The sequence below is a fragment of the Actinomadura syzygii genome (genome assembly GCF_008085905.1).
Taxonomy (GTDB): domain Bacteria; phylum Actinomycetota; class Actinomycetes; order Streptosporangiales; family Streptosporangiaceae; genus Spirillospora; species Spirillospora syzygii.
In genome coordinates this window covers 207,917-232,326 of record NZ_VSFF01000003.1, presented here as the reverse complement: position 1 = coordinate 232,326, position 24,410 = coordinate 207,917, and the positions used below count along the sequence as shown (strand labels likewise).

Below are 24,410 nucleotides of genomic sequence, written 5' to 3'. Positions count from 1 at the left end.
TGCGGGCTGTCTTGTGAACGTTCCTGTAGGCGGTCCTGCGGACGTTCTTGCGGACGTTCTTGCGGGCGGTCGGTGGCGTCGTCATGGGGGTCGGAGATCATCACACCTCCCAGATGATTACATCGTTACACGGTAACCCCAGAACGGGAAGTGGTGTTCCCACGCCTGTTGGCTAGCGCCTGATCGACGTCGACCGGAGTTATGCTTGCCGGTGGTGGGGTGCTGCGTCGGAACGCCCCGCCGGCCGGTCCGGGTCTCCGTGGCGCGTAGGGACTACGTGCATTGGAGCCGGTCGTGGCACATTCTGATCGCAGGCCCACCTTGGTGATGGGTGCTCGCGGGAGCGTCGGCAGGTTCGTCATTCAGGGGCTTCTGGCCGAAGGCGTCCCGGTCCGCGCGTCCGCGCGGCGGCTGGAGTCCGGTCAGTTTCCGGACGGCGTCGAGGTCTTTGCCGCGGACCTGACCGACCCGGCGAGTCTTTCCCCCGCGTTCGAGGGGGCCGGGCAGGTGTTCCTCTATGCCAAGCATGAGGGTGTCGGCGGTGTCGTCGAGGCGGCTCGGGTGGCCGGGGTGGGGCGCGTCGTGCTGTTGTCGTCGGGGAGCGTGGTCCATCCCACCTCGGCGGGCAACGCCATCACCGAGAAGCACCGCGAGGTGGAGGCCGCGTTCGCCGCCGCCTCGGATGTGGTGGTGGTGCCGATCCGTCCGCTCGTCCTCGCGACCAACGCACTTTGCTGGGCGCACCAGGTCCGCGCCGCCGGGAGCGTGGCACTGTATCGGCCGGATGCGCTGACCGCGCCGATCCACGAGCGGGACGTCGCCGCCGTCGCCTGCGCCGCGCTGACCGGTGCCTCCGAGCCGGTGGCGAGCGGTCTGCTCACCGGTCCGGCTCGGATCTCCCAGGGTGACCAGGTCGCTGCGATCGGCCGCGCTGTCGGCGAGCCGATTTCGGTGGAGGAGCTGTCCCGCGGGGCCGCGATGCGGTGGTTCTCGCAGTTCATGGAGGGGTGGGAAGGCGAAGCGGTGCTGCGGTTCCTGGACGACGCGGCCGCCGGGAACTCACCGGCCACACCCACCGTCGAGGAGGTCCTGGGCCGCCCCGCGATCGGCTTCGACGAATGGGCGCTCGACCACGCCGCCGACTTCCGTTAGGCGAACCGGCGCTCTGTAGCCGCCCGGGGGCATGGCGCAAGGTCAGGGTGGGGAGACTTCGGTGCGCAGGATGCTGTAGACGACCTCGTCGTGGTAGCGGCCGCCGAGGAAGGAGTAGGCGCGCAGGACGCCCTCGCGGGTGAAGCCGATACTTTCCAGGGCGCGTTGCTCGGCGATGTTGTCGACGTCGGTCTCGGCCTGGATCCGGTGCGCGAGGGTACAGCCGAACAGGTACTCCACGAGAAGGCGCTGCGCGCGGCTTCCGAGGCCCTGGCCGCGGGCTTCGGGCGCCAGCAGGGCCCCGATGCTCCAGCACCACACCGGTCCGGCCATCTCGACGCGCCGGTAGGAGACCAGGCCGAGGGCATCGGCGCCGCGCGCGACGATCAGGAGGGCGGTGTCGTCGCCGAGCCATCCGTCGTCCTCCCAGCGGCGGCGGAAGCGGTGCGGGTCGCGCCAGCCCTCCCACAGGAACGGTCCACACAGGTCGGGGTCGGTGCGCAGCGCCGCGATGAAGGGGAGGTCGTCCTCGGCCACGGGCCGCAACCGCACAAGATCGTCCACGGTGACTCACCGTAGGCCGCCGTCCGTCCCGACCGCCAGCCCTTACCCGAGCCAGGTCGGCGGAGGGCCTGGCGGGCGGGCTGGATGGCGGCGGGTGCGGCCGGTGCCGAGAGGGGACGGCCGGTTGCCCGTGGCGGGTCCGGGGGCGGCTCGGCACGTCGTAGGGTGCGGGCATGGGAGTGGTTGCGGGGACGTCCGGCGGGCCGGTCGTGGTCGAGCGCGCCGACGGGGTCGGCGGGGAGCTCGTGCTGCGCCGCGCGGGCGACGACTACGAGATCATCAGCAATGGCGTGTTCCTGATGGACACCCGGGACGGGACGTCGGAGCGGCTGCTGGTCCGCGCCGCCGTCGACGGGCTGGACGGGCCGGTGCGGCTGCTGATCGGCGGGCTCGGCGTCGGGTTCTCCCTCGCCGAGGCCCTCGACCTCCCCGAGGTCGCGCACGTCACGGTCGTCGAGCGCGAACCGGCCGTGGTCGACTGGCACCGCGGCGTCCTGCGGCCCTGGTCGCGCGGCGCGGTGGACGACCCGCGCGTCACCGTCCGCTGCGCCGACCTGCTCGACGTCCTCGCCGGACCCGTCGCGGCCGAACCCGTCCCGGCGGGCGGCGGCGGGCGGTTCGACGCGTTGTGCCTGGACATCGACAACGGGCCCGGCTGGACCGTCACCCCCGGCAACGCCCGCCTCTACTCCCCCGCCGGGCTGGACCTCCTCGCCGCCCGCCTCACCCGCCGCGGGACGCTCGCCGTCTGGAGCGCCGCCGCCGACCCCGCGTTCGAGGCGCTGCTGCGGGACCGGTTCGCCGCCGTGGAGGCGCGGCCGGTGCCCGTGCCGCGCGGTGAGCCCGACGTCGTCTACCTCGCCCGCCGCCCCCGCCGCACCGCCTGACCCCCACGGCGCCCGACCCCGCGAGGGCGGCCGGCCCGGCCGGTGTCAAGGGGTGCGCGCGGCAAAGCGCGGGCGCTCGTTTCCGTACCCCGCGTGATCCACCCCCGTGTACCCGTTCGCTAGGTTCGCCCTGACGAACACACGTTTGGGAGGATCTGTGGCTACTGCCCACGCAGCCGCCGGCGGCGCGGCCCGGCGGCGTCCCGCCGTCCTGGGCGACCTGCTGCCCGGCGCCCTGGCCCGCGACGCCGCGCTCGTCGCCGCCGCGGCCGTGCTCACCGGCCTCGCCGCGCAGGTCGCGGTCCCGCTGCCCGGCACGCCCGTGCCGGTCACCGGGCAGACCTTCGCGGTCCTGCTGGCCGGGGCCACGCTCGGCTTCGGCCGCGCCGCCCTCGGCATGCTGCTCTACCTGCTCGCCGGGATCGCGGGCGTCCCGTGGTTCACCGACGGCGAGTCCGGCACCGGTTCGCCCACGCTCGGCTACGTCATCGGGTTCGTCGTGGCCGCCGCCGTCGTCGGACGGCTCGCCCAGCGCGGCGGGGACCGTACCCCCGCGCGCACCGTCGCGACCATGCTCGTCGGCACCGCGATCATGTACGCGGCGGGCGTCCCGTACCTGATGGCGTCGCTGCACGTCGGGCTCGGCAAGGCGATCGACCTCGGGATGACGCCGTTCCTGGCCGGGGACGCGCTGAAGGTGCTGCTCGCGGCCGGGCTGCTCCCGGCGGCGTGGAAGCTGACCGGCGCCGCCCGCCGCCGCTGACCCCGCCCCGGCAGCCCCCTAAGGCACCCGTCCGTCCGGTTCCACGGGCCGCGTCTTGCGCGCGGCGCGCATAGGCGCCGGGCGGACGGGAATCCAAGCCCGCACCGGACACCGCCCTCCCGGACAGACGGGCGGGCGTCCGGTCGGGCTGTCCCGTGCGGCTTTCGTGCGGCGTCGCGGGGGCGTTCGGCGTCCCGGATGTGGCGCACACCTCACCGCGCGCCCCGCCCCCACCCGTTTGAACAGGTTCAAATCTGTCGTACAGTGGGTCGCGTGAAGCTCGCCGTGACCGCACCGGACCGCCTGTCCGTCCGCACCGTCCCGGTCCCCGACCCGGGCGACCTCGTCGCGCGGCTTCCGCACCCGACCGCGCTCGCCTGGATCCGCGACGGGCAGGGCATCGTCGGCTGGGGCGAGGCCGCCCGCCTCACCCTCCCCGGCGGCGACGGCAACGACCGGTTCACCGACGCCGCCCGGCTCCTCACCCGCCTGTTCGGCGCCGCCGACGTCGACGACCCCGTCGCCCTCCCCGGCACAGGACCCGTCGCGTTCGGATCGTTCGGGTTCGACCCCAAATCGCCCGACTCCGTCCTGATCGTCCCGCGCCGCGTCCTCGGCCGCCGCAACGGCGTCGCCTGGCTCACCACCATCGGCGACGACACCGAGCCTCTCACCCTCACCACGCCTCCCGCCGCCCCGACCGGCCTCACCTGGAGCCAGGGCGCCCTCGCCGAACACGCCTGGAAGGACGCCGTCGCCGCCGCCGTCGCCCGCATCAGGGACGGACGCCTCGGCAAGGTCGTCCTCGCCCGCGACGTCACCGCCCGCGCCGCCGCGCCCATCGACGCCCGCGTCCTCCTGCGCCGCCTCGCCGACCGGTTCCCCGCCTGCTACGCCTTCTCCTGCGCCGGACTCGTCGGCGCCACCCCCGAACTCCTCATCCGCCGCACCGGCGGCGACGTCGAATCCCTCGTCCTCGCTGGAACCACCGCCCGCGGCGCCGGACCCGCCGACGACCGCGCCCGCGGCGCCCGCCTGTTCGCCTCCGCCAAGGACCGCGAGGAGCACCGCTACGCCGCCGACATGGTCCGCGACGCCCTCGCCCCCCTCTGCGCCGAACTCACCGTCCCCGACGAGCCCGAACTCCTCACCCTCCCCAACCTCACCCATCTCGCCTCCCCCGTCCGCGGACGCCTCGCCGCCGACCGGTCAGTCCTCGACGTCGTCGCCGCCCTCCACCCCACCCCCGCCGTCGCCGGCACGCCCACCGGCACCGCCCTCGACCTCATCCGCGAACTCGAGGGCATGGACCGCGGCCGCTACGCCGGGCCCGTCGGCTGGGTCGACGCCCGCGGCGACGGCGAATGGGGCATCGCCCTGCGCTGCGCCGAGATCGACGGCACCCGCGCCCGCCTGTTCGCCGGCTGCGGCATCGTCGCCGACTCCGACCCCGCCGCCGAACTCGCCGAAGCCCGCACCAAACTCCGCCCCATGCAATACGCCCTCAACGGCTGACCGCCCGACCTGCCTTTCGGTCACGCAGACGCAGGAGCAAGGCCCCGGCCACCGGCGACGGTGGCGGGGCCCAGCCACGCCTGCTAGGAGTCGACTCGCGGGGCGCGGTTGGCGACCGACACCCTGAGCTGCGCCGTGGACGTCAGGACGCTCCCCACCGGCGCCCTGGCCACAGCGGCGTCCGTGACGACCTCACGCTGCCCGAGATACTGGTACGTGCGCTGGTCGAAGAGGTACTCCCGCCGCACACCGCCGACCGTCTTCGCCGCCGCGATGCCCGCCCGGCCCGCCGCGTCCACCGCCCTGTCGACCGTGGTGACTCCGGGGATCGCCGCGGCGGCACGGTACAGCGCGACGCGCTGCGCCGACGGAAGGTACGCCTCCGTCAGCAGGCCGCCGACCCGCATCCACGCCTCCACGTCCGCCTGCGGACCGGTACCGAGACGGGTGTAGAGATGCTCGTACATCTTCTGCGGCTCGGTCGGCAGACGGCTGACATAGGCGAAGTCGTTGCGCAGGAACTCCGCCCGGTCGTCGAAGTCCGCGAGCTTCTCAGGCCCGCCGTTCGGACCGGCCCGCCGCGCGGACGGCGGGATGGGCCACCCCGGATACGGCCTGGGCGCGAGCGTCCTCTCCTCGATGACACCCCGCGTCGAGTCGCCCTCCACGGGCAGCCACACCTTGCGGACGCTCCGGGCCAGGTAACGCGCATGCCCCTGCGCGGAGTTCGACTCCACCGGATCCATCGTCTGCGACTCGTACACCAGGAACTGCCCCGGCTCGGGACGCAGCTCAGGGAACCCCGTGGAGGCGTCGGCGGCGCGCGTGAGGACGCGGGACGCGGCGACCGGCATGACATGCGTGACCGTGCCCTGCTCCGGCCCCCGCGCGGTGACCACCACGACCCCGGCCACCGCCGCGGCCGCCAGCCCCCCGGCCACACCGATCGTCAACCGCCCCCGACGAACGAGACGAACCCGCCGAACGGACGCCGAATCCACCCCCGCGTCCGCACCGGCGATGGCGGCCATCAGCCGGGCCTCCTCGCTGCGCAGCTCGTCCAGGCCCGGACGCGGAACCTCCGCCCGGAACCGGTCCAGCACGGTCATCTCATCCATGAACCGTCTCCTCCCTGACGAACAACGTGGGACTGATCTCGCCGAGCTCCCGGCGCAACCGCCTGCGCGCCCTGCTGACACGCGACCGCACCGTCCCGACGCGCACGCCCAGCGCGGCCGCGACCTCCGGATAGGTCAAACCGCCCCACGCGACCAGCAGCAACGCGTCACGATGCCCCTCCGGCAGGGACGCCAGCGCCCCCGCCAGCCGCCGCCCGTGCGCCTGCGCGCTCACCCGCTCATCACTGCGATCCGCGAACGACTCAGAAACCGGATCACCACCACCGCGCTGCACCGCACGCAACTGACGCACCTCGTCCCGGACATACCGGCCGACCAGGTTCGTCGCGATCCCGTACAACCACGGCCGCGCGTCACGCCGCGCCAGGTCATACCGGTCACGCTGCCGGAACGCGGCCAGGAACGTCTCCGCCACCACGTCCTCGGCCGCGTCCCGCCCCAACCTGCGGGTCACATACCGCTTCACATCGGGGGCGTGCCGCCTGAACACCTCGGCGAACGCCTCCGGATGCCGCCGCGACCGCTCGATCACGGCGGCGTCATCGGCGCCGTCATCGGTGCCGTCGGCATCCGACGGGCTCGAATCACTCATGTGTCTGCGCCTCTCGGGCTTCCGATCAGGTCACCCCCTATTGCCGAACGGCCCCCGAACGGTTCCCACCACCCCCACCGGCAGTGAAGGACCACGCGGCGCACCCGGTACGGTCGACCACGACCCACCAGCACCAACGGAGGACCCGAGCACCGTGGACGTCGAACGGACAGCCCTGCCCGGCATCGGCCTGCAGCACGTCATCACCACCGGACGAGGCCGCCAGATCGGCGTCATCTCCCACCGCACCGGACGCCGCGACCTCGTCATCTACGACCGCGACGACCCCGACAGCTGCATCGCCACCGTCGCCCTCACCGCCGAAGAGGCCAACGCCATCGCCGAACTCCTCGGCACCGGCCGCGTCCTGGAACACCTCGCCGAACTCCACCGGCAGGTCGAAGGACTCGTCACCGAACAGATCCCCATCGCCGCCGGATCCCCCTACGACGGACGACCCCTCGCCGACACCCGGTCCCGCACCCGCACCGGCGCCTCCATCGTCGCCGTCGTCCGCGGCGGACAGGTCGTCGCCAGCCCACGCCCCGACTTCGTCTTCACCGCGGGCGACACCGTCGTGGTCGTCGGCACCGGCGAAGGAACCACCGCCGTCGCCGACATCCTCGCCCACGGCTGACCCCGCATGGAATCAGCCGTCCAACTCATCGAACTCGGCGCCATCATCCTCGCCCTCGGACTCCTCGGCGCCGTGTCCGTCCGCTTCTCCATCTCCCCCATCCCCCTCTACCTCATCGCCGGGCTCGCCTTCGGCTCCGGCGGCATCCTCCCCCTCACCACCAGCGAAGACTTCGTCTCCATCGGCGCCGAGGTCGGCGTCATCCTGCTCTTGTTCACCCTCGGCCTCGAATACACCGCCGACGAACTCGTCGGCACCCTCCGCACCTCCGCACCCGTCGGCCTCGCCGACCTCGCCCTCAACGCCGCCCCCGGCGCCATCGCCGCGCTCCTCCTCGGCTGGGGACCCGTCGCCGCCGTCGCCATGGCCGGCGTCACCTACGTCACCTCCTCCGGCATCACCGCCAAGGTCATCGGCGACCTCGGCTGGCTCGGCAACCGCGAAACACCCGCCGTCCTGTCGATCCTCGTGTTCGAAGACCTCACGATGGCCGCCTACCTGCCCATCCTCACCGCACTCCTCGCCGGAGCCGGACTCCTCGGCGGCGCCGCCGCACTCGCCATCGCCGCCGCCACCATCACCGCGATCCTCTACGTCGCCCTCCGCCACGGCGCCCTCGTCGAACGGTTCGTCGCCTCACCCAGCGAAGAAGTCCTGCTCCTCAAAGTCCTCGGCCTGACACTCCTCGTCGCCGGCATCGCGCAACAACTCCAGGTGTCGGCGGCGGTCGGCGCGTTCCTCGTCGGGATCGCCCTGTCCGGCAGCCTCGCCCACACCGCCCAGAAACTCCTCACCCCGCTCCGCGACCTGTTCGCCGCCGTGTTCTTCGTCTTCTTCGGACTCCACACCGACCCCGGCGACCTCCCACCCGTCCTCGCCGTCGCCGCGCTCCTCGCCGCCGCCGGAATCCTCACCAAACTCGCCACCGGCTGGATCGCCGCCCGCCGCGCCGGAATCGCCCCCACCGGACGCCTCCGCGCCGGAACCGCCCTCGTCCCCCGCGGCGAATTCAACATCGTCATCGCCGGACTCGCCGTCAGCGCCGGCACCAACCCCCGCCTCGGCCCCCTCGCCGCCGCCTACGTCCTCATCCTCGCCGTCGCCGGACCCGTCCTCGCACGCGGCGCCGAACCCCTCGCCGCCCGCCTCCGGACCCGCCGCGCCGCACGACTGCGCACCCGCCGACCCGCCCCGCAGACCGACGACGACGTGCCCCTCCCCACCGCCCGGCCCGCACCTGACACCACCGCCGGGCACCACGACGCCGCCGAACCCGCCTGACCCCTACGCGACCCGCCTGACCCCTACGCCCTCGGGGCCTGGCAGCCCGGACACCAGAACAGGTTCCGGCCCGCCAACTCCACCGTCGCCACCACCGACCCGCACACCAGGCACGGCGACCCCGCACGCCGGTACACGTACACCTCACCGCCATGACCGTCCACCCGCGGCGGACGCCCCATCGCCTCCGGCATGTGCTCGGGACGCACCGTGTCGATCCGCCCCGCCCGCACACCCGCCGCCATCAACACCGCCAGATCGTCCCAGATCCCCTGCCACTGCCCCCGCGACAACCCGCGCCCCGGCAACCGCGGATCGATCCCCTGCCGGAACAGCACCTCAGCCCGGTAGATGTTCCCCGGACCCGCCACCACCGACTGATCCATCAACAACACCGCGACCGGCGTCCGCGACCGCCCCACCCGCCGCCACGCCACCTCCGGATCACCGTCCGCCCGCAACGGATCAGGACCCAACCGGTCACGCAGCATCTTCACATCACCCGGCTCCAGCAGCTCGCACGCGTTCGGACCCCGCAGATCCGCCCACCCCGACCCGCCCACCAACCGCAACCGCACCGCACCCACCGGAACCGGCGCCGCGCCCTCACCGAACGCCCACTTGCCGTAGATCCCCAGATGGACGTGCAACGTCCGATCATCATCGAAACCCAGCAGCAGATGCTTCCCATGCGCGTCCGCGTCCACCATCACCCGCCCGTCCAACCGCGCCGCACCCTCAGCGAAACGACCCTGCGGACTCGACGCCTCGACACGGCGGCCGCCGAACATCCGCTGATGCTCGGCGGCCAGACGATGAACGGTATGTCCCTCCGGCATGGCCGGAGCATAACCCCCGGCCGCACCCCCGCGGGCCCCTACCGCAACGGCTCCCCGACCTCACGCATGTGCCCCAGCGCCAACCGGTACGACGCCACCAGACCCGTCTCCGCATACGGAACGCCCACCGCCGCGCAGTGCTCCCGCACCAGCGGACGCAACCGCCGCAGACTGCACCGCGGCACCCCCGGGAACAGATGGTGCTCGATCTGGTAGTTCAACCCGCCCATCAACCAGTCCACCACCGCGCCGCCCCGCACGTTCCGCGACGTCAGCACCTGCCGCCGCAGATGATCCCACTTCTCCCCCGGCGCCGGCATCGCCATCCCCTTGTGGTTCGGCGCGAACACCGCACCCAGATGCACACCGAACAGCGCGTGCTGCACCGCCATCAACGCCACCGCCTGCGCCGGCGGCAGCAACGTGAACGCCAACGCCAGGTACCCCACCGCGTGAGCGAGCAGCAACCCGCCCTCCACCAGCTGATCACGCCGCGACCGCCCCCGCAGGAACAGCACGCTCCCCACCTTCAGGTTCAGCCCCTCCAGCGTCAGCAGCGGGAAGAACAGCGCCGCCTGATGCCGCGCCACCCACCGCAGCACCCCGCGCTGCCGCCCGGCCTGCTCCTGCGTCCACGCCAGGATCCCCTCCCCCACGTCCGGGTCCTTCCCGACATGGTTCGGATTCGCGTGATGCCGGTTGTGCTTGTCACTCCACCAGCCGTGCCCCATCCCCAGCAGCAGATTCCCCAGCACCAGGCCCAGCACCCGGTTCGCGCGGGCGCTCCGCGCGATCTGCCGGTGCCCCGCGTCATGGCCGAGGAACCCCGTCCGCGCCGCCAGCACCGCCAGCGGAATCCCCAGCAGGACCGTCCACCACCCGTCCCCCGCCCACGCGATCGCCGCCCACACCGCCGCCGTCGCCGCCAGGTTCAGCCCGATCGCCCGCGCGTAGTAGCCGCGCCGCCGATCCAGCAGGCCGCTCTCGCGGACCCGCCGCGCCAACGGAGCGAAATCGCTTCCGGCCCTACCCGGCGCGACGGACGGGACGGGCGAGGCGGGCGGAGCGTGCAGGGTCGCGGGCATGAAGCCTCCATCTCACGGAACAGGGGAAAGCGACTGCCCGAAAAACTACGGAGCGTAAGACCGGGACGTCGCCACGCTGTGGAGCCATCCCCGGACTGGCTCCCAGGTCCCGGTCGCGCCCACCGCCCCTCGCTCCCCCGGACCACCGCACCCGCCGAGCCGTACCACCGCGCCGCCCGGACGCACGTCCCCGTGCGAACCGGACCCTGAGCAAAAGACCGCACACGACGGCCATATAGGGTCACAATTCATGGACGACACCCGGTGGATCGACCTGCACGGCGCCGCCAACGCCCGCGACCTGGGCGGCCTCCCCACCACCGACGGACACCTCACACGCCGCGCCCGGGTGCTCCGCTCCGACAACCTCCAGGACCTCACGGTCGCCGACGTCCGCGTCCTCCTCGACGACTACGAGCTGAAGAACGTCATCGACCTGCGGAGCGACGCCGAGGTCGAACTCGAAGGGCCCGGGCCGCTGACCCGGGTGCCGTCGGTGACCGTCCACCAGCTGTCGCTGTTCCCCGAACGCGGACGCCACACCGACGCCGCCGCCACCTCGCCCGCCCCGGAGGTCGACGTCGACAAGGCGCTGCCCTGGCAGGACCGGCCAGGCGGCCCGCCCAGCCCGCCCGGCGCTCCCGAGCAGGACCGCACCATCGGCCTCTACCTCGGCTACCTCGCCGACCGCGGCGACTCCATCGTCGCCGCCCTCCGCGTGATGACCCGCACCGACGGCGCCTCGCTCGTCCACTGCGCCGCGGGCAAGGACCGCACCGGCGTGGTCTGCGCCGTCGCCCTCGACGTCGCCGGCGTCACCCGCGAGGCGATCATCACCGACTACGCCCTGAGCGGCGAGCGCATCGACGCCGTCGTGGAGCGGCTGCGCACCAGTGACACCTACGCCGACGACCTGGACTCCCGTCCCCCGGACGCGCACCGGCTCGACCCGACCGTCATGGCCAAGCTCCTCACCCGCGTGGACGAGGAGTTCGGCGGCACGACCGGCTGGCTGTCCGGCCACGGCTGGACGCCCGACGACACCGACGCCCTCCGCGCCCGGCTGCTGAGCTAGTTGATTGTCTTTTGAGGTTTGAGGCTGGTTGATAGGCAACCCACCCGGTGCCTTTACGTTGTAAATTGAAGGTTGAAGTACCGAGGACGTCTCCCGGTGCGGGCTCAGGACAGGACGGCTCGGACGGCGGTGTGGGCCGCCTTGCGCATCTCGGCGTGCAGGACCGCGTTCGCTTCCCTGTCGGTGCGGGCCTCCACGATCCGCAGGCCCTCCCCCGCGATCGCCTTCGGCAGGTCCCCCGCCGCGTCCAGCCGCCGGTACGGGACGCCGTGCGCCGCCGCCACCCCCGCCAGGTCCACCTGGTGCGGCGTGCCGAAGACCCGCTCGAACGGGCCCGCCAGCGCCGCCTGCGGCAGCAGCGAGAAGATCCCGCCGCCCTGGTTGTTCACCACCACGATCGCCAGGTCGGGGCGCTCGTCGCGCGGCCCGATGATCAGCCCGTTCTGGTCGTGCAGGAACGCCAGGTCGCCCAGCAGCGCGTACGACCGGCCGCTGTGCGCCAGCGCCGCGCCGATCGCCGTGGACACCAGCCCGTCGATCCCGCTCGCGCCCCGGTTCGCCATGACCCGGATCCCGCGCCGCGGCCGCATCACCTGGTCCAGATCACGGATCGGCATGCTCGCCGCCGTGAACAGCAGCGACCCGCCCGGCAGCCCCGCCACCAGGTCGCGGGCCAGCCGCGGCTCGCTCACCCCGGGCACCGCGTCCAGCACCTCGTCCACCGCCGCCGCGGCGGCCAGGTCGGCGGTCCGCCACGACTTCAGCCACATGTCGTCCCCGGACACCACCGGGATCTCGACCTCCTGCGCGACCTGCGTCGCCGACCGCACCGGGTCCGGCCACCGCGCCAGGTCCGGCGACAGGACGATGTGCTCCTCCGCCCGCCGCAGCAGCGACAGCAGCGGACGCGACAGCCCCGGCTTGCCGAGCGTCACCACCACCTCCGGGCGGTGCCGCTCCACGAACTCCCCCACCCCCAGCAGGAAATGGTGCGACGACAGCGCGTGGTCGCCGTAGCGGGCGTTGCCGTTCGGCTCCGCCAGCACCGGCCACCCCGCCATCGACGCCGCCGCCACGTACCGCTTGACGTTGACCGCCCCGTCCCCCACCACCAGCACGCCCCGGCGGGTCGGCGGAACGTGCAGCACCGACCCCGGCGTCGCCGCGCGCACCTTCGTCCACGCGCCGGTCGCGTCGCCGTCGAGGGGCTCGCACCACGACTCGTCGCCGTCCGGGATCAGCGGCTCCCGGAACGCCGCGTTCAGATGCACCGGGCCCGCCGCCGGCGCCTGCGCCAGCCCCCACGCCCGGCTCACCAGCGACCGCCAGTACGCCACCATCCCCGGACGGTTCTCCGGCACGCCCACCTCGGTGGACCACCGCACCGCCGTCCCGTACAGCTTCACCTGGTCGATCGTCTGGTTCGCGCCCGTGTCCCGCAGCTCGGGCGGACGGTCCGCCGTGAGCACCACCAGCGGGACGCCCGACTCGTGCGCCTCGACCACCGCCGGATGGAAGTTCGCCGCAGCCGTCCCCGACGTGCACACCAGCGCCACCGGCCGCCCCGACCGCTTCGCCAGCCCGAGACCGAGGAACGACGCGGACCGCTCGTCGATCCGGACGTGCAGCCGCAGCCGCCCCGCCTCCTCGGCCGCGTGCAGCGCCAGCGCCAGCGGCGCCGACCGCGACCCCGGCGCCAGCACCGCGTCCGTCATCCCGCACCGCAGCAGCTCGTCCACCAGGACCGTGGCCAGCGCGGTCGCCGGGTTCACGACGCCCCGCCCATCCCGGAGGCGACACTCAGACCGCCGCGAAGGCGTTCCGAAGATCCTCGCTTCGCCGCGGTCATCCGGCCGCCTCGATCACGTCCGGGCCGTCCAGATGCTCCTGCGCCGCCAGCGCCCTGGCCCGCCAGCCGGAGGCGTCGGACGCCTCCCACCGGGCGAGGGACGCCTCGTCCACCGCGGGACGCCGCACCGCGATCTCACCCGCCACCGGCCACAGCGGATCGGCGACCACGTCGCCCGCCAGCAGCGACAGCGTCGCCAGCCCGCACGCGTACGGCAGCTCCGGCAGCGCGGCGGCCAGCGCCACCCCGGCCGCGAGGCCCACCGACGTCTCCACCGCGCTCGACACCACCACCGGCAGCCCGCACGCCTCGGCCACCCGCAGCGCCGCCGCGACCCCGCCGAGCGGCTGCACCTTCAGCACCGCGACGTCGGCGGCCTCCGCCGCCCGCACCTTCAGCGGGTCCTCGGCGCGGCGGATCGACTCGTCCGCGGCGACCGGCACGTCCACCCGCCGCCGCACCGCCGCGAGCTCGGCGAGCGTCGCGCACGGCTGCTCCACGTACTCCAGGCCCCACCGGTCCAGCGACCGGATCATCCGGGCCGCGTGGTCGACGTCCCACGCCCCGTTCACGTCGATCCGGACCAGGCCGTCGGGGCCGAGCGCGTCACGGACCGCCTCCACCCGCGCCAGGTCGTCGGCGTCGGACTGGCCCCGCTCGGCGACCTTCACCTTCGCCGTCCGGCACCCCGACTCCTTGGCCAGCTCGAACGCCCGCTCCGGACCGACCGCCGGGATCGTCGCGTTCACCGGGACCCGGTCGCGGACCGGCGCCGGCCACCCCTCGAACGCCGCCTCCCGCGCCGCCGCCAGCCACCGCGCGCACTCCGCCGGACCGTACTCGGCGAACGGCGAGAACTCCCCCCACCCGGCCGGGCCGCGCACGAGGACGCCGTCCCGCCGCGTCACACCGCGGAACCGCGTCCGCATCGGGATGGAGTACACCCGCACCCGCCAGACCCCCAGACCTCGCCCGCCGAATCAGTGGACCATCACGTCACTATCACGGCATTCCAGATCACACCGTGCGTTAGATGCCTAGTAATACCACGGGTAACGCGACCAGTCGGGGGCCCGCTTCTCCAGGAACGAGTCCCGGCCCTCGGCCGCCTCGTCGGTGCCGTAGGCCAGCCGCGTCGCCTCCCCCGCGAACACCTGCTGCCCGACGAGCCCGTCGTCGATCAGGTTGAACGCGTACTTCAGCATCCGCTGCGCCGTCGGGCTCTTCCCGTTGACCTTCCGCGCCCACTCCAGCGCCGTCGCCTCCAGCTCGGCGTGCGGGACGACCGCGTTCACCATCCCCATCCGGTGCGCCGCCTCCGCGTCGTAGGCGTCGCCGAGGAAGAAGATCTCCCGGGCGAACTTCTGGCCGACCTGCCGCGCCAGGTACGCCGACCCGAACCCGCCGTCGAAGCTCGCCACGTCCGCGTCGGTCTGCTTGAACCGCGCGTGCTCCCGGCTCGCCAGGGTCAGGTCGCACACCACGTGCAGGCTGTGCCCGCCGCCCGCCGCCCAGCCCGGCACCACGCAGATCACGACCTTGCCCATGAACCGGATCAGCCGCTGCACCTCCAGGATGTGCAGCCGCCCCGCCCGCGCCGGGTCGATCGTGTCGGAGGTGTCCCCGTCGGCGTACCTGTAGCCGTCCTTGCCCCGGATGCGCTGGTCGCCGCCCGAGCAGAACGCCCAGCCGCCGTCGCGCGGCGACGGGCCGTTGCCCGTCAGCAGGACGCAGCCGACGTCGCTGGACATCCGCGCGTGGTCCAGCGCCCGGTACAGCTCGTCGACCGTGTGCGGGCGGAACGCGTTGCGCACCTCCGGACGGTTGAACGCCACCCGGACCGTCCCGTGGTCCACCGCCCGGTGATAGGTGATGTCGGTGAACCCGAACCCCTCGACCTCTTTCCAGGCGTCCGCGTCGAACAGCTCCGAGACCATGGCTTCCTCTCCGTCGGCGATCCGGCCGGGCGACCCGCGCCCGCCCCGGGGATGGCGGCGCTCGCGTCCATTCAACCGCCTCCCCGTTTGAACGCGTTCAGCGGGGTCGTCTACGCTGATGGCGCCATGGATCGTCCACTGCACGCCGTCGTGCTGCCGCCGGGCCCGCCGCTGCTGCGCGCCCTCGCGGCCGCGCTCGACGGCGGTCCCGCGATCTGCCCGGTCTCCCCGGCGACGCCCGAGCCCGCCCTCCGCGCCCTCCTGGACGCCCTCGCGCCGGACGCCGTCGAGACCTGCGACGGGCCGCGGCCCCGCGCGTCGCCGGCCAGGCGCGTGCCCGTCGCGCCCGGCACCGCCGTGCTGATCGCCACGTCCGGCTCCACCGGCACGCCCAAGATCGCCGAGCTGTCCGCCGCCGCGCTGCGGCACTCCGCCGCGGGCACCCTCGAACGCATCGGCGCCGCCCCGGGCGACCGGTGGCTGTGCTGCGTCCCGACCAGCCACATCTCCGGCGTCCAGGTCCTCGTCCGCGCCCTCGTCGCCGGCACCGAACCGATCATCACGCCCCGCTTCGACCCCGCCGCCATCGCCGCCGCGCCGCCCGGCACGCACGTGTCCCTCGTCCCCACCCAGCTGCGCCGCCTCCTGGACGCCGGCGCCGACCTCGCCCGGCTCGGCGCCATCGTCCTCGGCGGCGCCGCCGCCCCGCCCGCCCTGCTCGCCGAGGCCCGCGACCGCGGCGCCCGCGTCCACACCACCTACGGCATGAGCGAGACCTGCGGCGGCTGCGTCTACGACGGGACGCCCCTGCCCGGCATGCGCGCGGGCCTCGCCCCGGACGGCCGCATCCGCCTCGCCGGGCCGTCCCTGTTCACCGGCTACCGGCTGCGCCCCGACCAGACCGCCGCCGCCCGCGACGGCGACTGGTTCGTCACCCAGGACCTCGGCGCCCTGGAGGACGGCCTGCTCCGCGTCCGCGGCCGCGTCGACGACGTGATCAACACCGGCGGCGAGAAGGTCGTCGCCGGTGAGGTCGCCGCCGCGCTCGCCCGGCACCCCGGCGTCCGCGACGTCGTCGTCGTCGGACGCCCCGACCCCGACTGGGGCGAGCGCGTCACCGCCGTCGTCGTGCCCGGCCCGGCCGAGCCGCCCGGCCTGCCCGAACTGCGCGCCCTCGTCCGCGAGACCATGCCCGCCCACGCCGCGCCCCAGGAGCTGGAACTCGTCGACGCCATCCCGCTGCTCGCGTCCGGCAAGCCCGACCGCGCCCGGCTGCGAACCCCCCGCCCCTGACCGCGCCCCCGACCCCGGCACCGGCGCCCGCGCATGGCGGGCCCGTCTCCCGGGGAGATGCACGAGCATGCCTCCGGACGAGACCGACCACGAAGCCCGCGACGAGAGCACCCTCACCGTCGCGCTCGCCCTCGCCGCCAACTTCGGCATCGCGGTCGCGAAGATCGTCGCCGCGCTGATCACCGGGTCGGCGTCCATGGCCGCCGAGGCCGCGCACTCGGTCGCCGACACCTTCAACGAGGTCCTGCTCATGGTCGGCCTGCGGCGCAGCGGGCGCCCCGCCGACCGCCGCCACCCCCTCGGCTACGGCAAGGAGCGCTACATCTGGACGCTCCTCGTCGCCGTCGCCATCTTCGGGATGGGCGCCCTGTTCTCCTACTACCAGGGCGTCCAGACCCTCCTCGGGCACCGGACGGGCGAAGAGGGCGGCGCGGCCGTCGGCTTCGCCGTCCTCGGCATCGCGTTCGTCCTGGAGGCGACGTCGTGGCAGCAGGCGATCCGGCAGGTCCGCGACGCCGCCCGCGCCGCGGACCTGCCGCTGCGCGCCTACATCCGCCGCACCGACGAGCCCGCCTCCATCAGCGTCCTGCTGGAGGACTCCGCCGCCCTGATCGGCGTCCTGCTCGCCTTCGGCGGCCTCGGCCTGCACCAGCTCACCGGCTCCGCCGTCTGGGACGCCGTGGGGTCGCTCCTCATCGGCGTGCTGCTCACCGCCGTCGCGCTCGTCCTCGGCCGGATCAACCTCAACCTGCTGATCGGCACGCAGGCCGACCCGCGGCTCGTCGCGGACGTCCGCGCCCGGCTCGGCGACGAGCCCGAGATCGACTGGGTCGTCGACATCGTCACCGTGACGTTCGGCGCCGACCGCGTCCTCGTCTGCGCCCGGCTGGACTTCCGCGACTCCCTCACCGCCGGAGACGTCGAGCGCGCCTGCGTCCGGATGGCGCACGACCTGCGCGACGCGCACGACGAGATCGACGAGGTCTTCCTCGAACCCGTCCCCCGCGACGACCCTGAACTGCGCGAACGTGTCATCGCCCGGTACGGCGGGACGCTGCGTCCCAAGCGCTCGGAATCGTAGGTTCTCTCGGGAGAATCGCCAACGCCCACGGCCTTTACGCAGTAAGGTGAGTCCTGTCCGGGACGGCGTGTGAGACGGCGGTGTGAAACGCCCCGACTCGGGCACCACGATCCACTGGATCGCTCCTCCGCGATCCCCATCGGGACGCCGATCCCCCGGCGCCGGGAACAACAGACCGGCTCTGCGACGTTCCGTTAAGTGCGTGCGCCACGAGCGAACACAATCCGCGCCGCACTCACACCACCGAAGGGAGGGGGGTGTCCCCATGCCGCGAAGCGCCGTAGAGACCCCGCTCACGGAGTCGCCGGGCCCCGCGCTCGACGACCTCCTGAAGCGTGGCCGCGCCCAAGGGCGCCTCTCGCTCGACGAGGTGCGGGGGGCCTTCGAATCGGCCGGCCTCAGCCCGGCGCAGGGCCGCTCCATCCTACGCGAGCTGTCCGAGGCGGGGATCAGCCTGGCCGGGGAGGCCGACACCGTCCGCAAGATGGCCGCGGCCGCCGAGCACGACGGCGGCGACACCGCCCAGGCGACGCCCGGCACCGCCCGGCGCACCCCCGCCAAGAGCGCCAAGACCCGCAAGAGCGCGGGCAAGACGACGGGCAGGTCCGCCGCCGAGAAGCCCCCGGCGAGGAGCCGCGACGAGGACGACGCGTCCCCCGACGACGACGGGTTCGAGGTCACCGAGGTCGAGGCCGCCGACACCGTGGCCGACCTGGACGACCAGTCCACCGCCATGGGCGACTCCGTCCACACCTACCTCAAGGCCATCGGACGCCGCCAGCTCCTCACCGCCGAGCAGGAGGTCGACCTCGCCAAGCGCATCGAGGCCGGCCTGTACGCCGAGCACAAGCTGGAGAGCGACGACCTCTCCCCCGGCGCCCGCCTCGACCTGGAATGGGTCGCCGCCGACGGCCGCCGCGCCAAGGCGCACATGCTGGAGGCCAACCTCCGGCTCGTGGTGTCGGTCGCCAAGAAGTACTCCGACCGGGGCCTGTCGCTGCTGGACGTCGTCCAGGAGGGCAACCTCGGCCTGATCCGCGCCGTGGAGAAGTTCGACTACTCCAAGGGCTACAAGTTCTCCACCTACGCGATGTGGTGGATCCGGCAGGCGATCCAGCGCGGGTTCGCCGACTCGGCGCGGACGATCCGGCTGCCCGTCCACGTCCTGGAGATGCTGAGCAAGCTCAGCCGCGTCGAGCGCGACATGCACCAGCGCCTCGGCCGCGAGCCCACCCCCGAGGAGCTGGCCGCCGAGCTCGACAAGAGCCCCGAGCAGGTCCGCGAGCTGCTGCGCACCAGCCGCCAGCCGATCAGCCTGGACTCCACCATCGGCGAGGACGGCGAGACCCGGATCGGCGACCTCATCGAGGACACCGACTCCCCCGAGGCGTCCGAGCTGGTCGACCGGCAGCTCATGGCCGACCAGCTGCGCCGCACCCTCGACATCCTGTCGCCGCGCGAGGCCAAGATCATGGCGATGCGGTTCGGGCTGTACGACGGGACGCCCCGCACCCTCGACGAGATCGGCAAGGCGCTCGGGCTGACCCGCGAGCGGATCCGGCAGCTGGAGAAGGAGTCGCTGTCCAAGCTGCGGCACCCGAGCAACGCGAGCCCGCTGCTCGACTTCGCCGTCTGACACGCGCCTGAACCGCGGAAAGGCCCGCTGGACCGGTACCGGTCCAGCGGGCCTTTCCCATCTGCGGTCCGCGGGTCAGCAGCGGGCAGGTTCAGCGGGGCGCGGAGCGGCAGCCGTCCACGGCGAACGCCAGGAACTGCGTGACCTCCCGCGAGTCGAAGTTGTCGTCCGACCCGACCACCAGCGTGCACTCACCCGAGCGCAGCCGCGGCCCCCAGCTCATCGACTCCAGGTTCTGGGTCGTCCCGCCGAAGCGGCCGAGGTCGGCGACGAGCCGCTTGGAGACCGCCCGGTACCCGGCACCGCGGGCGAGCGAGTCGCGGCCGAGGACGTCGGACGCGCCGCGCGTGTCGAACTCGTACAGCCTCGCCTTGTAGCCGACGCCCTCGATCCACGACCGCTCCAGCGCCAGGAACCGGTGGCGCCCCGCGGCGAGGATCTCCGACACGCCGCTGTCGGCGCCGCCGTCCGCCGGGACGGGCGCCGCCGCGAGCCGGTCGACCGGGTAGGCGTACTGCGCCCGCGCCCGCCCCGACCGGTCCCACAGCGTGAGCCGGGCGAGCGCGCCGTGCCGGGCGGACGGCGGGTCGCCGTCCTCGTAGCGCGGGCCCTCGGCCATCGCGGCGACGCCGTCACGGGTGAGGGTGACGCCCTCGAACCCGAAGTTGCGGCGGGGCCCGCGATGCTCGCCGGTCTGCTTCAGGTTCGGCGGGACGGTCAGCTCACCGTGATAGGCGCCGTCGCGCCCCGCCCACCGCACCGACAGGTCGGACACCGGAATGCCCGCGTGGGTCTCGTCCGGACGGTCGCCCTCGTTGCCCCACACGACCCGTTCCGATCCCGGGTCGTAGCGGATGCTCTCCGGGTCGGCGGACTCGGGCTGCCCGAACGCCGGGTAGGGGGTGCCGTCCGCGCGCCGCAGCGTCGAGACGCCGCTGATCCGGACGCCGGAGAACGCGCCGGTGCGCGGATCGATGTCGACGCTCCCGGTGTAGAAGCGGGCCGGATCGTAGCGCCAGCGGTCGTCGGAGATCATGTACCACGTCCCGGTGCGGGGGTCGCGGTCGATGCCCGACAGGCCGCCGACGGTCGTGCCCTCGAACTTCATCATGTGCGGGAGGGTCCGCTCCCCCAGGAACCGCGTGATCCGCAGCCCCGGCCCCGCGTCCGCCGCCCGCGCCGCGGGGGCGGCGTGGGCCGCCCGTCCGTCCGCCGTCGCGGGGACGGTCATCGCCGCGACGACCGCCGCCACGGCCGCCGTCCCACGCCACATCGCCCGATACCCGTTCACCTGGATACCATCACCCTTCGAATCCGAGCCGACGCCGAAAGTAGCCAGCCCAGTATTCAGCATCACGAGCGGTGACGGGCGGATCTCACAGAGTGTCAGTCGGCGTGGCGGAACTCGATGATGGCGACGCCCATCAGCCCGAAGCCCATGCACAGCACGATGACGATCTCCAGCCACACCGGGACGACCCAGCCGTTCCACGTCACGCCCGGGTTGAACGTCCGCTGGAGCGCGGGCGTCAGGTCCAGGTGGCGGAACACCGCCTGGCGCAGCGGGTCGACGGCGTAGGTGAGCGGATTGAACCGGGTCAGGACGGTCAGCCACGTCGGCAGCCCGTTCAGCGGGTACAGCGCCCCGGACAGGAACATCATCGGCATCATGGCCATCTGCATCAGGCCGAAGAACGACTGCATCTGCTTGATCCGCGCGGCCATCATCACGCCGAACCCGGTCAGCGCGAACGCGCCGATGAACATCAGGCCGAGCAGCTCCACCAGCAGCACCGGGTCGTAGGGGACGCCCGCCAGCCCCGCCAGCGACACGATCACCGCGCCCTGCAGCGTCGCGACGAGCGCGCCGCCGATGCACTTCCCGATGACGATCGCGCTGCGGCTGACCGGCGCGACCAGCATCTCGCGCAGGAACCCGAACTCGCGGTCCCACACGATCGACCCGGCGGAGAACATCGCGGTGAACATCACCGACATCGCGCACACGCCCGGGAAGATGAACGTCTTCAGATCGATGTCGCCGTGCGCACCGCCGCCGCTCGCCATCAGGTTCGACAGCCCGGTGCCCATGACCAGCAGCCACAGCACCGGCTGGACCAGCCCCGACACCATCCGCAGCTTGTCGCGCCAGAACCGGATCAGCTCCCGGTGCAGGACGATCCGCACCGCGCGCACGTCCTGCCGCAGCCCCGGCTCCGGCACCCGGACGCGGACCACGTCGGCGACCGGAGCGGCGGTCTTGACCGAACTCGCCATCGTCTCTCTTCTCCTCGCCTGTCTGAGCCTGTCTGGGCCTAGCGCCGCATCGCGCGCATCGCGCTGCGCATGCGGTCGCCCGCACCGGCCTCGGCGTCGCGGATCGTCGAACCGGTGAAGGACATGAACACGTCGTCCAGGGAGGGCCGGGACACGCTCACCGACCGGATCGGCACGCCGAGCTCAGCGAACAGCCGCGGCACGAACGCCTCCCCCGACGCCACCGAGAACGCCACCGCGCCCTCCGACACGACCGCCTCCAGGTCGAACCGCTCCTTGATCGCGGCGATCGCGGCCTCGTCGTCGGCGGTCTGGATGCGGACCCGGTCCTCGCCGACGCCCGCCTTGAGCGCCTCGGGGGTGTCCAGCGCGACGATCCGCCCCGACTCCATGATCGCGATGCGGTCGCAGAACTCGGCCTCGTCCATGTAGTGGGTCGTCATGAAGATCGTGATCTCTTCGGCGTCCTTGAGCTGGCGGATGTAGTCCCAGATGGACGCGCGGGTCTGCGGGTCGAGGCCGACGGTCGGCTCGTCCAGGAACAGCACCCGCGGGGAGTGCAGCAGGCCGCGCGCGATCTCCAGGCGCCGCTTCATCCCGCCGGAGTAGGTCTGCACCAGGTCGGAGCGCCGGTCCCACAGGCCGACCATCTCCAGCACCTGCCGGATCCGGTCGGCGGTGACCCCCCTCGGCACGCCGTACAGCTCGGCGTGGAAACGTAGGTTCTGCTCGCCGGACAGGTAGCCGTCGAGCGTCGTGTCCTGGAACACCAGGCCGATGTTGCGGCGCACCGCGTCGCGCTCGGACACCACGTCGTACCCGCCGACCAGCGCCCGCCCGCCGGACGGCTTCAGCAGCGTGCACAGCATGTTGATCGTGGTGGACTTGCCGGCGCCGTTCGGGCCCAGGAAGCCGAAGATCTCCCCGGGACGGACGGTGAAGCCGATGCCGCGCACGGCCTCCACGTCCCCGAAGCGCTTGATCAGGCCGTCGACCTCGACGGCCGGTCCCCCGTCCGGCATCCGGTCTCCCTCCGGGTCGCACCGGCCCACATTTGTGGACTAACCAACGGTAGGGATAGCCTATCTCTCAGGTCAAGAGAAAAAGGACATGCCAACCGAATCCCGAGGGAGGGGGACGTGGACGACCGGCCCGACCCGATGCGCGACTCGGCCACCTATCTGATGTTCGAGCTGATGCGACTCGCCCGGCGCACCTCGGTCCGCATGTTCCCCGGACGGCTGCGGCTGCCGCACATGCTCGTCCTCGCGTGCGTCGCCCGGCTCGGGCCGATGTCGCAGCGCGAGGTCGCCGCCGAGCTGCGGATGGACCCCGGCGACCTGGTCGGCATCGTCGACGCGCTGGAGGAGGCCGGGCACGTCTCGCGCCGCCGGGACCCCGAGGACCGCCGCCGCTACGCCCTGGACGCCACCGAGGACGGCAGGCTCGCGCTCGGCGAGGCCCTCGCCGACCGCGAGCAGCTCAACGAGGTCCTGTTCGAGCCGCTGTCCCCGGACGAGGTCCGCCTGTTCAAGGACCTGATCCTGCGGGTCCTCGCCCACCACGACACGAGGTTCGGCGCGCCCGGACCGTGCCCGCCGGGCCATGACACCCGCGCCGAGACCGGCGGACGCGGCTCGCACGCCGGCCGATAGCCCGCTACTACGCCCCGGACCTGGCACTTCGCCGCCTCCCCGATGCGGCCCGAAGATAAAGCACGTTTCGTCCCTTCCGCATTGACGATCGCGTGTCAAGCGTTGTCGATCTGCGTTAGGGACCTTTCGTCACCATTGCCCGGATCTCCGAACGGATTCGCGGTGCCTTGTCGATCTCTTGGAAGGATGCGGCCCACACCCCCACCCCGCCCGGCTCGGACGCCCATGATCGCGCCTAACCTCGGTACATGCCCGACCTTGCTTACTACGCCTCACTGCCGCGCTCCCGCGGCGCCGCGGCGGCCCTGCTGCTGGACGACCTCGGGCGGGTCCTGCTGGTCAAGCCCACCTACAGCGAGGGCTGGTACCTGCCCGGCGGGGTCATCGAGACCGACGAGTCCCCGCTGGCGGCATGCGTGCGCGAGTGCACCGAGGAGCTCGGCCTCGTCCCCCGCCTGGACGGCCTCGCCTGCGTCGACTGGGGCCCTCCGCGCGACGACGGCGTCGACGCCGTCAACGTCTTCGTGTTCGGCGGGACGATCACCGGCGAGGAGATCGCCGCGATCCGGCTGCCGCCCGACGAGCTGTCCGACCACATCCTCGTCGCGCCGGAGAAGATCCCCGAGCTGGCGCCGCCGCACGTGTCCCGGCGGATGGGGCCGAGCCTGCACGCCATGGCCACCGGACGCGCCGTCTACCTGGAGGACGGCGCGGCGCAGCCCTTCGGCGCCGACCTGTCCGCCGCGCTCGCGTACCGCGACGTCCCCTGACCCGCGCGAACGACCGGGCCGACGGCACGGTCGAGCCGTTCGACGGCCAGGCCCGCTAGACGCTCAGGGCCGCTCGACGGTCAGGCGAGAACGGCGTCCTTGGCCTGCCGCCCCCGCTCGGGATCGACCATCCGGGCGCAGTGCGCGCAGCAGTACCAGTGCCCGTTCACGTCCACGCCGTGCCCCATGATGCGGCACCCGCAGTTCTCGCACACCGGCGCCATCCGCGTGACCGCGCACTCGAACGAGTCGAACGTGTGCACCTGACCCTGCGCGTGCACCTCGAAGGTCATGTCGTAGTCGTTGCCGCAGACCTCGCAGGTCGCCATCGATCCGATCTCCGTTCCCCCGCCGCGTCGCGAACACTCCCCTACCCCGTCCGC

At 73.1% G+C, this 24,410-nt stretch carries 24 protein-coding genes; 12 read left to right on the top strand and 12 right to left on the bottom strand.

The annotated features are described in order from the left end of the window. Nucleotides 1-282 precede the first annotated feature (282 nt). Nucleotides 283-1,152: an SDR family oxidoreductase gene (locus tag FXF65_RS08155; RefSeq protein ID WP_148349113.1), complete on the top strand. Its 870-nt coding sequence runs from the start codon at nucleotides 283-285 to the stop codon at nucleotides 1,150-1,152. A gap of 42 nt (nucleotides 1,153-1,194) precedes the next feature. Here the strand turns inward: FXF65_RS08155 and FXF65_RS08150 are convergent, their stop codons facing one another. Further along, nucleotides 1,195-1,716, bottom strand: a complete 522-nt coding sequence (locus FXF65_RS08150) for a GNAT family N-acetyltransferase (RefSeq protein WP_222868432.1) — start codon at nucleotides 1,714-1,716, stop codon at nucleotides 1,195-1,197. A gap of 173 nt (nucleotides 1,717-1,889) precedes the next feature. Here FXF65_RS08150 and FXF65_RS08145 point away from each other — a divergent pair, with 173 nt between their 5' ends. From FXF65_RS08145 to FXF65_RS08135, 3 genes are all read left to right on the top strand, one after another. Continuing rightward, on the top strand, nucleotides 1,890-2,603 hold the full coding sequence (locus FXF65_RS08145) for a spermidine synthase family protein (protein WP_148349112.1): 714 nt from the start codon (nucleotides 1,890-1,892) through the stop codon (nucleotides 2,601-2,603). 157 nt (nucleotides 2,604-2,760) lie between these two features. Next, entirely contained in the window at nucleotides 2,761-3,366 is a 606-nt protein-coding gene (locus FXF65_RS08140; RefSeq protein WP_148349111.1) for a biotin transporter BioY, read from the top strand. Nucleotides 3,367-3,639: 273 nt separating this feature from the next. Further along, entirely contained in the window at nucleotides 3,640-4,881 is a 1,242-nt protein-coding gene (locus tag FXF65_RS08135; RefSeq protein WP_148349110.1) for an isochorismate synthase, read from the top strand. An 83-nt stretch (nucleotides 4,882-4,964) separates the two neighbouring features. On the opposite strand, the gene FXF65_RS08130 is transcribed toward FXF65_RS08135, so the two are convergent. Next, complete coding sequence (locus tag FXF65_RS08130; RefSeq protein ID WP_246198416.1) at nucleotides 4,965-5,999, bottom strand: CU044_5270 family protein; 1,035 nt, start codon at nucleotides 5,997-5,999, stop codon at nucleotides 4,965-4,967. Further along, entirely contained in the window at nucleotides 5,992-6,612 is a 621-nt protein-coding gene (locus tag FXF65_RS08125) for an RNA polymerase sigma factor (RefSeq protein WP_148349109.1), read from the bottom strand. The genes FXF65_RS08130 and FXF65_RS08125 overlap by 8 nt, the downstream gene beginning before the upstream one ends. Nucleotides 6,613-6,766: 154 nt before the next feature. Between FXF65_RS08125 and FXF65_RS08120 the strand changes: the two genes are divergently transcribed. Together FXF65_RS08120 and FXF65_RS08115 are read left to right on the top strand one after the other, a co-directional pair. Continuing rightward, nucleotides 6,767-7,249: a cation:proton antiporter regulatory subunit gene (locus FXF65_RS08120; protein WP_148349108.1), complete on the top strand. Its 483-nt coding sequence runs from the start codon at nucleotides 6,767-6,769 to the stop codon at nucleotides 7,247-7,249. A 6-nt stretch (nucleotides 7,250-7,255) separates the two neighbouring features. Further along, on the top strand, nucleotides 7,256-8,530 hold the full coding sequence (locus FXF65_RS08115) for a cation:proton antiporter (RefSeq protein WP_148349107.1): 1,275 nt from the start codon (nucleotides 7,256-7,258) through the stop codon (nucleotides 8,528-8,530). A gap of 23 nt (nucleotides 8,531-8,553) precedes the next feature. On the opposite strand, the gene FXF65_RS08110 is transcribed toward FXF65_RS08115, so the two are convergent. After that, nucleotides 8,554-9,369, bottom strand: a complete 816-nt coding sequence (locus FXF65_RS08110; RefSeq protein ID WP_148349106.1) for an Fpg/Nei family DNA glycosylase — start codon at nucleotides 9,367-9,369, stop codon at nucleotides 8,554-8,556. 38 nt (nucleotides 9,370-9,407) lie between these two features. After that, nucleotides 9,408-10,454, bottom strand: a complete 1,047-nt coding sequence (locus FXF65_RS08105; protein WP_148349105.1) for a fatty acid desaturase family protein — start codon at nucleotides 10,452-10,454, stop codon at nucleotides 9,408-9,410. Nucleotides 10,455-10,704: 250 nt separating this feature from the next. Here FXF65_RS08105 and FXF65_RS08100 point away from each other — a divergent pair, with 250 nt between their 5' ends. Next, nucleotides 10,705-11,529, top strand: a complete 825-nt coding sequence (locus FXF65_RS08100) for a tyrosine-protein phosphatase (RefSeq protein ID WP_148349104.1) — start codon at nucleotides 10,705-10,707, stop codon at nucleotides 11,527-11,529. Between the two features lie 104 nt (nucleotides 11,530-11,633). Here the strand turns inward: FXF65_RS08100 and menD are convergent, their stop codons facing one another. The 3 genes from menD to FXF65_RS08085 form a co-directional block, all read right to left on the bottom strand. Beyond that, nucleotides 11,634-13,301, bottom strand: a complete 1,668-nt coding sequence (menD, locus tag FXF65_RS08095) for a 2-succinyl-5-enolpyruvyl-6-hydroxy-3-cyclohexene-1-carboxylic-acid synthase (protein WP_148349103.1) — start codon at nucleotides 13,299-13,301, stop codon at nucleotides 11,634-11,636. A 73-nt stretch (nucleotides 13,302-13,374) separates the two neighbouring features. Then, the gene (locus FXF65_RS08090; protein WP_148349102.1) at nucleotides 13,375-14,328 is read right to left on the bottom strand and encodes an o-succinylbenzoate synthase; all 954 of its coding nucleotides are present in this window, start codon (nucleotides 14,326-14,328) and stop codon (nucleotides 13,375-13,377) included. Nucleotides 14,329-14,415: 87 nt separating this feature from the next. Next, complete coding sequence (locus tag FXF65_RS08085; protein ID WP_148349101.1) at nucleotides 14,416-15,315, bottom strand: 1,4-dihydroxy-2-naphthoyl-CoA synthase; 900 nt, start codon at nucleotides 15,313-15,315, stop codon at nucleotides 14,416-14,418. Between the two features lie 126 nt (nucleotides 15,316-15,441). On the opposite strand from FXF65_RS08085, the gene FXF65_RS08080 reads away from it, so the two are divergent. From FXF65_RS08080 to FXF65_RS08070, 3 genes are all read left to right on the top strand, one after another. Beyond that, nucleotides 15,442-16,608 (top strand): AMP-binding protein, encoded by a 1,167-nt coding sequence (locus FXF65_RS08080; RefSeq protein WP_148349100.1) that lies wholly within the window; start codon nucleotides 15,442-15,444, stop codon nucleotides 16,606-16,608. Nucleotides 16,609-16,675: 67 nt separating this feature from the next. Continuing rightward, complete coding sequence (locus FXF65_RS08075; RefSeq protein ID WP_148349099.1) at nucleotides 16,676-17,689, top strand: cation diffusion facilitator family transporter; 1,014 nt, start codon at nucleotides 16,676-16,678, stop codon at nucleotides 17,687-17,689. 265 nt (nucleotides 17,690-17,954) lie between these two features. Beyond that, a complete protein-coding gene (locus FXF65_RS08070; protein ID WP_148349098.1) occupies nucleotides 17,955-19,325 on the top strand; it encodes an RNA polymerase sigma factor in 1,371 nt (456 codons plus the stop codon). A gap of 91 nt (nucleotides 19,326-19,416) precedes the next feature. Here the strand turns inward: FXF65_RS08070 and FXF65_RS08065 are convergent, their stop codons facing one another. The 3 genes from FXF65_RS08065 to FXF65_RS08055 form a co-directional block, all read right to left on the bottom strand. Beyond that, nucleotides 19,417-20,616, bottom strand: a complete 1,200-nt coding sequence (locus FXF65_RS08065) for an esterase-like activity of phytase family protein (RefSeq protein WP_246198414.1) — start codon at nucleotides 20,614-20,616, stop codon at nucleotides 19,417-19,419. A 95-nt stretch (nucleotides 20,617-20,711) separates the two neighbouring features. Beyond that, nucleotides 20,712-21,602, bottom strand: coding sequence for an ABC transporter permease (locus FXF65_RS08060; RefSeq protein ID WP_148349097.1), 891 nt, complete (start codon nucleotides 21,600-21,602; stop codon nucleotides 20,712-20,714). A gap of 38 nt (nucleotides 21,603-21,640) precedes the next feature. Beyond that, nucleotides 21,641-22,624, bottom strand: a complete 984-nt coding sequence (locus FXF65_RS08055; RefSeq protein ID WP_148349096.1) for an ATP-binding cassette domain-containing protein — start codon at nucleotides 22,622-22,624, stop codon at nucleotides 21,641-21,643. A 117-nt stretch (nucleotides 22,625-22,741) separates the two neighbouring features. On the opposite strand from FXF65_RS08055, the gene FXF65_RS08050 reads away from it, so the two are divergent. Continuing rightward, a complete protein-coding gene (locus FXF65_RS08050) occupies nucleotides 22,742-23,257 on the top strand; it encodes a MarR family winged helix-turn-helix transcriptional regulator (protein WP_148349095.1) in 516 nt (171 codons plus the stop codon). Nucleotides 23,258-23,505: 248 nt separating this feature from the next. Continuing rightward, the gene (locus tag FXF65_RS08045; protein ID WP_148349094.1) at nucleotides 23,506-24,027 is read left to right on the top strand and encodes an NUDIX domain-containing protein; all 522 of its coding nucleotides are present in this window, start codon (nucleotides 23,506-23,508) and stop codon (nucleotides 24,025-24,027) included. 80 nt (nucleotides 24,028-24,107) lie between these two features. On the opposite strand, the gene FXF65_RS08040 is transcribed toward FXF65_RS08045, so the two are convergent. Next, nucleotides 24,108-24,356, bottom strand: a complete 249-nt coding sequence (locus FXF65_RS08040) for a hypothetical protein (protein ID WP_067886218.1) — start codon at nucleotides 24,354-24,356, stop codon at nucleotides 24,108-24,110. Nucleotides 24,357-24,410: the final 54 nt, after the last annotated feature.